Source organism: Coprobacter tertius (assembly GCF_024330105.1).
GTDB classification, from domain to species: Bacteria; Bacteroidota; Bacteroidia; order Bacteroidales; family Coprobacteraceae; genus Coprobacter; species Coprobacter tertius.
In genome coordinates, this window is the sequence record NZ_JANDHW010000002.1 from 156,856 (window position 1) to 170,590 (window position 13,735).

At 40.8% G+C, this 13,735-nt stretch carries 8 protein-coding genes; 7 read left to right on the forward strand and 1 reads right to left on the reverse strand.

Annotated features, from left to right (window positions below; genetic code table 11):
- Positions 1-202: 202 nt before the first annotated feature.
- The 5 genes from ilvD to ilvC all read left to right on the forward strand — a co-directional run bounded on the left by ilvD (position 203) and on the right by ilvC (position 6,253).
- Positions 203-2,029 (forward strand): dihydroxy-acid dehydratase, encoded by a 1,827-nt coding sequence (ilvD, locus tag NMU02_RS02525; RefSeq protein ID WP_255025607.1) that lies wholly within the window; start codon positions 203-205, stop codon positions 2,027-2,029.
- Between the two features lie 97 nt (positions 2,030-2,126).
- Positions 2,127-3,839, forward strand: coding sequence for a biosynthetic-type acetolactate synthase large subunit (gene ilvB / locus NMU02_RS02530; RefSeq protein WP_255025612.1), 1,713 nt, complete (start codon positions 2,127-2,129; stop codon positions 3,837-3,839).
- A 1-nt stretch (position 3,840) separates the two neighbouring features.
- Complete coding sequence (ilvN, locus tag NMU02_RS02535; protein ID WP_255025615.1) at positions 3,841-4,389, forward strand: acetolactate synthase small subunit; 549 nt, start codon at positions 3,841-3,843, stop codon at positions 4,387-4,389.
- 21 nt (positions 4,390-4,410) lie between these two features.
- Positions 4,411-5,175, forward strand: a complete 765-nt coding sequence (locus NMU02_RS02540) for an acyl-[acyl-carrier-protein] thioesterase (protein WP_255025616.1) — start codon at positions 4,411-4,413, stop codon at positions 5,173-5,175.
- Between the two features lie 31 nt (positions 5,176-5,206).
- A complete protein-coding gene (gene ilvC, locus NMU02_RS02545; protein WP_255025617.1) occupies positions 5,207-6,253 on the forward strand; it encodes a ketol-acid reductoisomerase in 1,047 nt (348 codons plus the stop codon).
- Positions 6,254-6,653: 400 nt separating this feature from the next.
- Here the strand turns inward: ilvC and NMU02_RS02550 are convergent, their stop codons facing one another.
- Positions 6,654-7,865: an L-serine ammonia-lyase gene (locus tag NMU02_RS02550; RefSeq protein WP_255025618.1), complete on the reverse strand. Its 1,212-nt coding sequence runs from the start codon at positions 7,863-7,865 to the stop codon at positions 6,654-6,656.
- A gap of 376 nt (positions 7,866-8,241) precedes the next feature.
- On the opposite strand from NMU02_RS02550, the gene NMU02_RS02555 reads away from it, so the two are divergent.
- Both NMU02_RS02555 and NMU02_RS02560 read left to right on the forward strand, forming a co-directional pair.
- Entirely contained in the window at positions 8,242-12,312 is a 4,071-nt protein-coding gene (locus NMU02_RS02555; protein ID WP_255025619.1) for a hybrid sensor histidine kinase/response regulator transcription factor, read from the forward strand.
- A 146-nt stretch (positions 12,313-12,458) separates the two neighbouring features.
- On the forward strand, positions 12,459-13,724 hold the full coding sequence (locus NMU02_RS02560) for a glycoside hydrolase family 88 protein (protein WP_255025620.1): 1,266 nt from the start codon (positions 12,459-12,461) through the stop codon (positions 13,722-13,724).
- Positions 13,725-13,735: the final 11 nt, after the last annotated feature.

Genomic DNA, 13,735 nt, shown 5'->3' on the forward strand with positions numbered 1-13,735 from the left:
TGTGATTCTAACCAAAAGAATGATGATTAGTCTTACTACATTACATCTCATTAACCTTATCGGTTCGATTCTACTCGGTGTCGTCGTGCATAGAGGGAGATGAGAAAGGTATGTAGTTGCTTTATGTAGAACATAAAAGTAATAAAGTGATAAGGCCTTTCTGAAAAGAGAGGCTTTTTTATTATATGAAGGATAAAATGATATGAAACATCAGTTACGAAGCGATCTTAGCACTCAAGGACGAAGGATGGCCGGGGCAAGAGCCTTATGGCGGGCTAACGGAATGACCGAAGAACAAATGGGCAAACCCGTTATCGCTATTGTCAATTCTTTTACTCAATTTGTTCCCGGACATGTACATTTACATGAGATCGGCCAAAAAGTAAAGGCAGAAATAGAAAAGATGGGGTGTTTTGCAGCTGAATTTAATACAATAGCTATCGACGACGGTATTGCTATGGGACATGACGGCATGCTGTATTCGCTACCTTCAAGAGATCTTATTGCAGATAGTGTGGAATATATGGTAAATGCCCATAAAGCCGATGCAATGGTGTGCATTAGTAACTGTGATAAAATTACTCCCGGAATGCTTATGGCTGCAATGAGGTTGAATATACCGGCTATTTTTGTTTCGGGAGGGCCTATGGAAGCCGGCCATGCCGGAGGCCGGGCGCTCGATCTTATCGATGCGATGATCGAGTCGGCCGATGAGTCGGTAAGAGATGAGCAGGTACAGATAGTAGAGCGTTCGGCCTGTCCTACCTGCGGTTCTTGTTCCGGGATGTTTACCGCCAATTCGATGAATAGTTTGAATGAAGCGATAGGAATGGCCTTGCCCGGTAACGGTACAATTGTGGCGACTCATTATAATCGTGAGCAATTATTTGTAAAGGCGGCGAGAACTATAGTCGAAAACGCTTATAAATACTATCGCGATGGAGACGAATCGGTATTACCCCGTAGTATTGCGACTCGTAGCGCTTTTCTTAATGCAATGACACTTGATATCGCGATGGGAGGATCTACAAATACTGTTCTTCATTTATTGGCAATAGCACATGAGGCTGGCGTTGATTTTTCGATGGACGACATTGACAAGTTGTCTCGTAAATCGCCGGTTTTGTGTAAAGTGGCTCCTAATTCTCATTATCACATACAGGATGTTAACCGAGCCGGAGGTATTCTTTCGATTATGAGTATACTTGCGAAACAAGGATTATTGGATACGTCGGTATCGAGAGTCGACGGCATGACTTTAGCAGAGGCGATCGACCGCTATGCAATCGACGGGAAAAAATATTCTAAAGAGGCTGAGGAACTTTGGAGGAGTGCTCCGGCTAACCGGTTTAATTTGAAAATGGCATCGCAGAACAATACTTATTCTGAATTGGACACAGACCGGGTATCGGGTTGTATTCGTAATTTCGAACACGCTTATGTAAAAGACGGAGGATTGGCTGTTCTGCGCGGGAATATCGCACAGGACGGTTGTGTCGTAAAAACGGCAGGTGTAGACGATAGTATCTTCCATTTTTCAGGTAAAGCCCGGGTATTTGAATCTCAGGAAGCTGCCTGTGAAGGAATTTTGTCCGGAAAAGTTTCGGCGGGGGATGTGGTCGTAATTATTTACGAAGGCCCTAAAGGGGGGCCGGGTATGCAGGAGATGTTATATCCGACTTCTTATATAAAATCGAAACATTTAGGAAAAGAATGCGCCTTGATTACCGATGGTCGTTTTTCAGGAGGAACATCCGGCCTTTCTATCGGACATATTTCACCGGAAGCTGCTGCAGGAGGAAATATCGGACTTGTGCGGGATGGAGATATTATCGAGATAAATATTCCCGAACGGACCATCGATGTTAAGGTAAGCGATATTGAACTCGAATGTCGCCGAAAAGAGGAACAGGCGAGAGGCGATAAGGCTTTTACACCGCATTCACGCGACCGTTATGTGTCGAAAGCATTGCGGGCTTACGCAGCTATGGTAAGTTCTGCCGATAAAGGGGGAGTCCGTATGATATGATTGTATTGACGACCGGTTTCACTGGTATAATAATTAAAAAGAAATATAGGATGGCCGGTTTCATATAAAACCGCTTATTCGTATTATAATATAAAATATGGCTACAGAAAAAATAAATGGCTCAGAGGCACTGATCCGTTCGCTGATGGAAGAAGGGGTAGATACAATCTATGGATATCCTGGTGGTGCAATCATGCCGGTATTTGATTGCCTGTATGATTATAGAGATAAATTAAAACATATATTGGTACGTCACGAACAAGGGGCTACTCATGCCGCACAGGGTTATGCCCGGGTATCGGGAAAAACGGGAGTTGTACTCGTTACTTCGGGACCGGCTGCTACCAATATTATTACGGGAGTTACCGATGCGATGATTGACAGTACTCCTTTGGTAGTAATAACAGGACAGGTAGTTTCTTCGCTTTTGGGTACCGATGCGTTTCAGGAAACCGATGTCGTGGGAATTACCCAGCCAGTCACGAAATGGAGTTATCAAATACGTTACCCCGAAGATATAGCATGGGCAGTTGCCCGGGCTTTTTATATTGCCCGTACCGGAAGGCCAGGGCCGGTCGTTCTCGACTTGGCAAAAGATGCACAGGTGGGAATGATCGATTTCAGTTACGAACCGTGTAATTTTATTCGCAGCTATACTCCTTTCCCGAAATTAAATGAAGAGGAAATAAATCGTGCGGCGGCTCTTATCGATGAGGCTAAAAGACCTTTTGCTCTTGTTGGTCAGGGAGTTATTTTAGGAAATGCCGAAAAGGAACTTCTTGCTTTCATTGAAAAAGCAGGTATCCCTGTGGGTTCTACCTTATTGGGGCTTTCGGCTATAGCGACTTCTCATCCCTTGAATAAAGGAATGCTCGGTATGCATGGGAATGTAGGGCCGAATATTAAGACCAATGAGTGTGATGTTCTTATTGCGATTGGTATGCGTTTCGACGATCGGGTGACAGGTGACCTGAATACTTATGCCAAGCAAGCGAAAGTAATACATTTCGATATCGATCCTTCTGAATTCGATAAAAATGTAAAGGCCGACGTAGCTGTTTTGGGAAATGCTAAAGAAACTTTGGCGGCTGTAACGGAGAAAATTAGGAAAAACGAACATCTCGAGTGGGTGCGGAGTTTCGAAAAATGTGAGAAGGTAGAATTTGATAAAGTTATCAGCAAGGAAGCTTTTCCGACAGAAGGTCCTCTTGCCATGGGTGAGGTTGTACGTAAAGTGTCCAAGGCGACCGGCAATGAAGCCGTATTGGTAACCGATGTGGGTCAGAACCAGATGTTGGGAGCTCGTTATTTTAAATATTCACGTACTCGAAGTGTTGTGACATCAGGCGGTTTAGGAACAATGGGATTCGGTCTTCCTGCAGCTATCGGGGCGAAGATCGGGGCTCCGGATCGTACGGTTTGTCTTTTCTCCGGTGACGGGGGAATACAGATGACAATTGAAGAATTGGGTACTATTATGCAGTATAATATAGATGTAAAGATTATTATTCTGAATAATAATTTCCTTGGAATGGTACGGCAGTGGCAACAATTATTCTTTGACGAGCGTTATTCGGAAACGCCTATGCTCAATCCCGATTTTGTGGCATTGGCCGCAGCATACGGAATAAAAGGGCAGGAGGTTACCGATCGTTCGCAACTCGATGGCGCCATTCGTTCAATGCTGGAATATAAAGGTCCTTATTTGCTTAATGTTTCGGTAGAAGAAAAGGGAATGGTTTTCCCGATGACGCCAGCAGGAACATGTGTTACGAATATCATGTTGAACACAAACGAAAAATACGGATAAAATGGAACAGACTTTATATACGGTAACAGTATATTCGGAGAATCAGGTAGGGTTACTGAATCAGATATCGATTATTTTTACCCGTCGTCGCTTAAATATAGAATCGCTTTCGGTTTCGGCTTCGGCTATCGAAGGAATTCATAAATTTACGATTACCACGATAAGCGATGAAGATATGATCTCCAAGGTGGTAAAACAGATTGAAAAACGTATCGATGTATTAAAAGCTTTTTTTTATACCGACGATGAGATTGTTTATCAGGAAGTGGCGCTTTATAAAGTCGCGACCGAAAAATTACTCGACGACAGCAGTATCGAAGAATTGGTACGCAGGCATAATGCTCGAATTCTCGAGGTAAATCGAACCTATACGGTCATCGAGAAATCGGGACATACCGAAGAAACGCAGCAGTTATTCGAAGAGTTGAGTAAATATGGTGTAATGCAATTCGTTCGTTCGGGGCGGGTAGCGATTACTAAATCTACGGTAGAACATGTGAGTATTTTCCTTGAGGAACAGGAAGATCGTCGTTGCCGGTTATTGGTTTGATGGTTTTAAATATATACGGATATGTGTGGAAATGATGACAAAGTTGCAATGTTCAGATACTCGGTCGAACCGGCTGAGGGAAATGCTCAGGGAGAGTTGCCTCTGACTATTTTGGTGAAACGTATCCTTGAAACGGCTACCTTTCATGCAGAAAAATGGTCGGTAGGATATAGCTCTTTGATAAAGAGTCGTTTGACTTGGGTTTTAGCACGTTTGGCCGTCGAGATGCGGCGATATCCGAAAATAAATGAAGATTATGTAATCGAGACTTGGGTAGAAAGTTATAATAAACATTTCTCAGCCCGTAATTTCCGGTTTAGTTCTCCGCGGGGAGAAATTTATGGCTATGCGAGAACAATTTGGTCGGTCATCGATATCGATACGCGCATATCGGTAGATCTGAGTACTCTCGATTGTTTTTCAGACAGGGTTTCCGGTGTAGAATGCCCTATCGATCGACAATCGAAATTGAAGCCTGTGGAAGGCGAACCTTTGGTTTCATATCCGGTACGTTACAGTGATATCGACCTGAACCGTCATGTGAACAGTGTAAAATATATAGAACATATGCTCGATACTTTTTCATTGCAGCAGTATGATGAAAATATGATCGGTCGGTTCGAAATAAATTATATGAGTGAAATAAGGTACGGGATGTGGTTTGTATTCTATCGCAGGGAATTTGATAATTCCTGTTTCGAACTCGAATTGAAAAACCGGAACCATGAAGGAATATGCAGGGGAAAGGTTTGGTTTGTTCCCCGCGAAAAGAAAGAGAGAAATTAATGTTTTATTTTTTAATATAATAACAATCAAAATGGCAATTATGAATTTTGGCGGTGTTGACGAAAATGTAGTAACCCGCGAGGAATTTCCTTTGGAAAAAGCAAGAGAAGTATTAAAGGACGAAACTATCGCTGTGATCGGTTATGGCGTACAAGGCCCCGGTCAGAGCCTCAACCTGCGAGACAACGGTTTTAATGTAATCGTAGGACAGCGTAAAGATTCGAAGACCTGGAATAAGGCGATTGCCGACGGATGGGTTCCTGGAGAAACTTTGTTCGAGATAGAGGAAGCTTGCGAGAGAGCGACTATTATACAATATTTGTTGTCCGATGCTGCGCAGATTGCAGTTTGGCCCAAAGTGAAAAAACACCTGACGAGCGGTAAGGCCTTGTATTTTTCTCATGGTTTTGCGATTACTTATAAAGACCGTACAGGTATAGTTCCTCCAGCCGATGTAGATGTTATTATGGTTGCTCCTAAAGGATCGGGAACGAGTTTGCGCCGTATGTTTTTGCAGGGACGCGGGTTGAATTCGAGCTATGCGATTTTCCAGGATGCTACCGGTCGGGCAAAAGAGAGGGTAATTGCATTGGGAATCGGTGTCGGTTCCGGATATCTTTTCGAAACTACTTTTAAAAGAGAAGTTTATTCTGATCTTACTGGTGAGAGAGGTACATTGATGGGAGCTATTCAGGGAATTTTCGCTGCTCAGTACGATGTGTTGCGTGCCAATGGACATACTCCCTCGGAGGCATTTAACGAAACAATTGAAGAACTTACACAATCTCTTATGCCTCTTATTGCAGAAAATGGAATGGATTGGATGTATGCTAATTGTTCTACGACTGCCCAACGGGGTGCGCTCGACTGGTGGAAGAAATTCAGGGATGCGTCTAAGCCTGTTTTCGAGGAATTATATAAGGAAGTTGCAAAAGGAAATGAGGCTCAGCGGTCGATCGATACTAACAGTAAACCCGATTACCGAAAAGGATTGGAAGCTGAATTGAAAGAACTCCGTGACAGTGAAATGTGGAAAGCGGGAGAAACTGTGCGCAAGTTGCGCCCCGAAAATAACTGATCATCATTTTGCCGATTTTATTGTCGGTAGAGTAATATATAATGTTTTTAACAACGCCCTATCAACTACGATAGGGCGTTGTTATTGAATAAAAAATAAAAGCCGCCCATATCAGGCAGCTTTTATATCCTTTACAGAGGCCTTCTCACGAAGACGAAAAGTTCCTTAAATATATTGCTATAAAATTTTCAAGGTCTGCTATATAGGCGTGGATTTGATCAGGAACTTTTATTTATACTTTTACTCTGTAATAAAAACCTTTATATACAAACAAAAATAGAGTATATCTATGAAAGATAAAAGGCCTATTTTAAAGAAAAAATGTTCTGATTGTCGTTTTTTCCATCATAAAAAGTGCAAGATTTTTCTTGCGCTTTTTATGATGGAATTAATGAGCATTTTACATCTGGCTGTAATCTTTCGCGAGTCCGCCTTCTCCGGTTTCTTTATAAAGTGAAGGCAGGTCATGTCCGGTTTGTTTCATAACTTCCACTACTTTATCGAATGATACTCTGTGTATTCCATCGGTAAAAGAGGAGTAAATATTGGCGTCGAGTGCCCTTGCGGCAGCGTAAGCGTTTCTTTCGATGCAAGGGATTTGTACCAGCCCGCATACCGGATCACAGGTCATTCCCAGGTGGTGTTCAAGCCCCATTTCGGCAGAATATTCTATCTGCGCAGGGCTGCCTCCGAATAATTGGGTCGCTGCCGCAGCTGCCATCGCACAAGCAACACCTACTTCCCCTTGGCAGCCTACTTCGGCACCCGAAATGGAAGCATTGGTTTTTACGATGTTTCCGATAAGACCGGCTGTTGCCAAGGCTCGTAAAATGCGGGTATCACTGAAATCTCTCGTTTTTTGTAGATGAAAAAGAACTGCAGGTAAAACTCCGCACGAACCGCAAGTCGGTGCCGTCACGATTTTTCCACCCGAAGCATTTTCTTCACTTACCGCTAACGCATAAGAGAAAACGAGTCCTCTCGATTGAAGGGATTGTTTATAACCTGTTGCCCGGATGTAATAGCTCGAGGCTTTTCTTCTCAGGTTCAATGGTCCGGGAAGAACTCCCTCGGCATCGAGTCCGCGTTGAATGCAATCTTTCATTACCTTCCATACTTCGGCAAGATAATCCCATAAATCTTCATCTTCGCATTCCTTTACATATTCCCAGTAATTTTTTCCGCTTTTTTCACACCAGTGTAAAATATCGCTCATTTTATGCATTTCATAAATAGAGAGCGATGAGGAAGTATTCAGCGGTTTCCCTTCTTCGGCTAATGCTCCGCCTCCTATACTGTAAACCGTCCATCTTTCATTTTCTTTTCCGGTAGTATCGTAAGAGATAAATGTCATGGCGTTGGGATGGAACGGCAGAAATTCTTTCGGACGCCATTCTATCTCGACGGGAGCATAAGGTTCAAGGACGTTCAATATCGCACGATCGGTAAGGTGTCCTTTTCCGGTAGCGGCAAGGCTACCGTATAAAATAACTTTAAAGGATGAACTTCCGGGGTGTTTTTGTTGAAATATCTCGGCGGCTTTTCTGGGTCCCATCGTGTGGCTACTCGAAGGTCCGTATCCGATGCGGTATAGTTCTTTAATCGAGTTCATTGTGTGTTAAGCGTAATTGTGAATAAATACGTTTATTTAATTGCGACAAATGTACGTAAATGTTATATATCTCGGGCTTAAATATCGAATAATATTTATCTCTGTTGAAGGCCGGAAAGTGAAAATTTAAGGATATTGCCTGTCGTGAATAATATTTTTACTATTTTTACACTATAAAATAGAAAAGAACGATTTTATTGAATAGCTGATTCTTACATACAATCCAGATGGTACGGATAGTCGTATGTTTATAATAACAGGGGAATTAATCTTGTCGTTAAATTTCTGAATGGTAGCTGAATATCCGGTGTGAAGGATAATCGTATTAATACTTAATTTGCGTAGTGTTTTTTTAATTAATGGTATTGTGCTCATAATGAGATTTTATAAAATAATATTAAAAGTAGATGGTATCGTATCCTTAAAAGTGTATGCTTTATTAGTATGTTTTATATATAGTGGTATGCCGGTTTCGGCCGGTATAGAAAAAGAAATTGTTTTTCAGCAGCTTTCACTGAATGAGGGTCTTTCTCAAAGTTCTGTATTTAATATTCTTCAAGATAAGAAAGGATACATGTGGTTTGCTACCGGAGATGGTCTTAACCGGTACGATGGTTATAAATTTACGGTTTATCGGCATAACAAAGCCGATTCTACAAGTATCGAAAATAGTAATATCCGGGCACTATATCTCGATTCGAAAGATCGTGTATGGATCGGTACGCAGGGAGGATTATCGATGTATGACCATTGTAAAGCCCGTTTTGTGAATTATCCTTGGAAAAATACGGGTTTTAAAAAACAACTGATTTACAGTATTTGTGAATGTGGAGAAAATCAATTTTTACTGGCTACCGATCGGGGCCTTTTTCGTTTTTCAGATAAAGAAGGATATGAACTTACGTCTTTTCCCGAAAAAAGGGTTTCGTTGGTATTCAGTTTCAGAAACAGAATATTGGTAGGGGGAGAAGGTGGTTTATTTTATTATGATATACTCGGCGATTCGTTTGAGGTTGTAGATAAATCACTCAGGAATAAGCCTGTTATGACGATTCTTCCCTATAACCGTGATCCGAATAAAATATGGATCGGTACCGAAGGGAAGGGCTTGTATCTTTATGATATGGCATATCATGTGCTTGTTTCTTATAAACACCGGCCTGCAGATCCGGAAAGTATATCTTCCGATTTTATCCGGTCATTATCTTATGACGGAAATCATCGGTTATGGGTAGGGACATTTGTGGGACTAAATATTCTGAAAGGAGATGAGAAAGGATTTTATCATTTGTTCAATACCGTTTACGGTGCGAACGAATTGAGCCAAAATTCTATCCGTGCGATATATACAGATACACAAGGTGGGATGTGGTGTGGTACCTATCTCGGGGGATTGAATTATTATCATCCTTTGAAAAATCAGTTCGAGCATTTAAAATATGTGCGTTACGCTAATTCTCTCAATGATAATGTAGTAAGTGCTATGCTCGCCGAATCATCGTATGTGTGGATCGGTACAAACGATAATGGACTGAATCGGTATGATCCTGAAAATGATCGATTTGTTTATTATAAACACGAAGAAAACGATCCGGAAAGTATTTCGGGGAATAATATTAAAGCCTTGTTGAGGTTATCTGACGGTACATTGGCTATAGGAACTCATGATGGCGGTCTGTGTTTTATGAGAGAAAAAGCAGGGCGATTCAGTAGGTTACATATCTCTTCAGATCCTGTGTCGGATAATGGAGTATATTCTCTGTTGCAAGATGAAAACGATATATTATGGATAGGAACTTTAAACGGACTGTATCTGTACGATTTCAAAGAAAAGAAATTCCGTCCGTTTACTGTATCGACAGGAGCTGACAGATTAAAAGACAGGCAGATACTGGAGTTGTATTCCGATAGTAGAAAACGTATTTGGATGGGTACCGATAACGGGTTGTATATATATGATAGAACTCGAAACGAGATTCTGGATGCCGAACCGCAGAAAGCAAATGATAAGCAGATCTGTTGTATTTTCGAAGATAATAAACAGAATATTTGGGTAGGTTCTCGGTCTGGACTTTTTATATATGATCAGGATGCCGGTCGGTTGAATGATATAGGCAGTCGTTATAATATTCCCGATTATATGATATACGGTATTCTTCAGGATAGTTTCAACCGGTTATGGATGAGTACGAATAGCGGCTTGATATGTTTGAATACAGAAAGCGGTAGCTGGCGCGTGTATACCGAATCGGACGGAATACAGAGTAATCAGTTCAACATGTATGCTTATTGTAAAAGTTCAGATGGAAAAATGTATTTTGGAGGAATAAACGGGATAACTCTTTTTTATCCCGAAAGACTGATTGATAATCCTTATACTCCGGCGGCCATTATCGACAAATTTTCTGTTTTTAATAAAACTATACGTCCCGGAGATGGAAGCGGTATTTTAGAAAAAAGTATCGATGAAACACATATTGTTACCCTGACATCTTCTCAAACTGTGTTCGGTCTTGAGTTTATTGTACCGAACTATTTATCGGGAAAAAAGAACATGTTTTCTTATAAGCTTGAGGGATTTGATAATCAATGGTATGATACACCGAAGAACAGCGTTAGTTATTCCAATCTCGATCCGGGACGGTATATATTTAAAGTAAGGGCGGCAAATAACGACGGCAAATGGAGTGAGAAAGAGACTGATCTTGTGATTGTGATATTGCCTTATTGGTGGAAAACATGGTGGGCGACAACTCTTTTTATATTGTTAGGAGGAATCTTGATATTTTACGGAATACGCTTTTATACGTCACGTCAGATTATAAAGAAAGAGCTGGAATTGCAAAGAAAAGAGAAAGAACGTACAGAAGAGCTTAGCCAGATGAAAATACGTTTTTTCATTAATATTTCACATGAATTTCGTACTCCATTGACCCTTATTTTGTCTCCTGTCTATGAAATTCTCGAAAGAGGAGTGAGCGATCGATGGTTAAAAAAGCAGTTGTTGCTTATTCAACATAATTCCAATCGAATGTTGCGTCTTATTAATCAGGTTCTCGATTATCGACGTATAGAAATGGGTGCAATGAAGCTTCGCGTACGTCAGCAGAAAATACGTCCGGTTGTTGAGGAAATATTCGATATGTTCGTCCAAGCGGCTTCGAATAAAAAAATAGAATATTGTTTCGATTGCGATATATGTGAAGAGAAAGTTTTCTTTGATGAAAATTATATAGAAAGAATATTGACCAATTTAATCTTCAATGCGTTGAAATATACTCCCGAATATGGGATTATTACGGTACAATTGAGTATAAAAGGAAAATCGGTAATTATTTCGGTAAAAGATACGGGATGTGGTATTCCAGAAGATAAACAGGCTCGTATTTTCGAAAGATTTTATCAGGTAGAGGAGAACAGCGAAGGGACCGGGATCGGACTTTCATTTGTAAAACGCCTGGTAGCACAACATCATGGGGAAATACACTTGAATAGCATTTTAGGCGAAGGGTCGGTTTTTACAGTGACTTTACCGGGTGATGAACAGGATTATTCTGATAATGAGCGGATAACGGGCATTTCGGTTGTTTCGAAAATGAAGAGTACGGAAAATGAGCTTATCGATGTAACGGAATTTGTCGAAGAAGATCATCCGTTTTCGGAATTACGTCTTGCCGATGTTAATGATACCTATACTCTGTTACTTGCTGAAGATGATATAGAAGTGAGGAAATACTTATATGAAAATTTTTCGGCGTTTTATCGGGTCTTTCAGGCTGAAAATGGAGAGAGAGCCTGGGAAATATTGAATAGCGGGGAAAAAATCGATTTTATTATCTCAGATGTAATGATGCCCGTAAAAGATGGAATCAAGTTTTGCAAACAGGTAAAACAGAATATTTATTTTTGTCATATTCCACTTATTTTATTAACTGCAAAAACGACTGTCGGAGAACAATTGGCCGGTCTTAGCATCGGTGCGGATGATTATATCAGTAAACCATTCGTTTTCTCGGTTCTACATACAAAAATGCAGAATATTCTCAGGGGCCGTCAGCGTGCGATTCGAAATTATGTATCCAATATGGAGGCCAGTCCCATACAGATCGTATCCGGAGGAATAGACGGTGAATTGTTGAATAAAGCGGTAGATATTGTCGAGCGAAATCTTGAGAATCCAGAATTTACGGCAGAGGAGTTTAGCCGTGAAATGGGGATGAGTCGTTCGAACCTTCATCTTAAACTGAAAGCTCTTACCGGAGAATCGGCTGTTGAATTTATACGCAGAATACGTTTTGGACATGCTTGCCGTATGTTGAAAGAGGGTAGATATAATGTATCCGAGATAAGTGCTATGGTAGGATTTACCCCTTCTTATTTTACAACGAGTTTTAAAAAGTATATGGGATGTTCACCCTCTGAATATGTTAAAAAGTTTCGAGTTTGACGAATTCGAAAGTTTTTTCAACAAATGAAAAAGAATTTGCAGAAAAAGTCTTATAAATTTCGACATTCGTAAAATTCGGTTATCATATAGATGGGTAATATTGCATTCTTAGAATGTATAATTAATTAATAGAATTTCTGTATATTATGAGACACAAATTTCCCCTCTTTTTGGGTTTTGCCGCATTTCTATTTTTTTCATGTAATCGTAAAGAATCGTCGACTGAAGACTTGTCGTGGTTGAAAAATGGTATTGAAACGGCTCGTTACCAGCTTAAAATGACGGCTGAGGCTATAGATCGTAAAAATATTCAGGATACAGCCGTTTTCCCTCGTTCGATTTTGAATCCGGTAGCTATGGCTCATCGGGCTCCAGGGAATTGGATAGATAGTATTCGTCTTGAGAAGCCTAAGGATTGGACCAGCGGATTTTTCCCTGGGAGTATGTGGCTGACATATGAAATGACAGGAGACGATACGTTAAAAACAGAGGCTCGGAAGTATACCGATTTGTTGGCTGAACTCCAATATTATCGAGGAACTCATGATCTCGGATTTATGATAAATTGTAGTTACGGCAATGCTTACCGGCTGGCTCCGGAAAGTGGAGATTCTATGGTTATTATAAATGCAGCCCGTTCATTGATCTCTCGTTTCAATCCGAAAAAAGGCGTTATCCGATCCTGGGATTTCGGGACATGGACTTATCCTGTAATTATTGATAATATGATGAATCTCGAGTTGCTTTTCAGTGCCGGTAAAATGACTAAGGATCGCATTTTCTTTACTATTTCTGAACGTCATGCCGATAATACGATGATGCACCATTATCGACCCGATATGAGCTGTTGTCATGTGGTCGATTATATCGATCCGGCAAAAAACGTAATACGTCAGGAAACTTATCAGGGGTATTCCGATAGTTCTGTGTGGGCTCGTGGGCAGGCATGGGGGTTATACGGGTTTACAGACTGTTATAAAGAGACGAAAAATAAAAAATATCTCGATCAGGCCCGAGCTATCGCCGAATTTATTATGAATAATCCGGCGATTCCCGAAGATCTTGTTCCGTATTGGGATTATAATGCTCCAGATATTCCTTATGCTCCCAGAGATGCCTCTGCCGCTGCGGTTACAGCTTCTGCTCTTTTCGAATTGAGCACATTGGTAAATAATGGAAAAACTTATTTCGATTATGCTGAGGAAATTATCAAAAATCTTTCTTCTCCCGATTATTTGGCTACGAGAGGATCGAACAACGGGTTTATACTGAAGCATTCTACGGGTTCTTATCCGCACGGGTCGGAAATAAATGTACCGCTTAATTATGCCGATTATTATTACCTGGAGGCATTGAAACGCTATATGGAAATAAAAAAAATAGATTCTCGAAATTTATTCTCGAAAAAATAAGACTCTAAAAA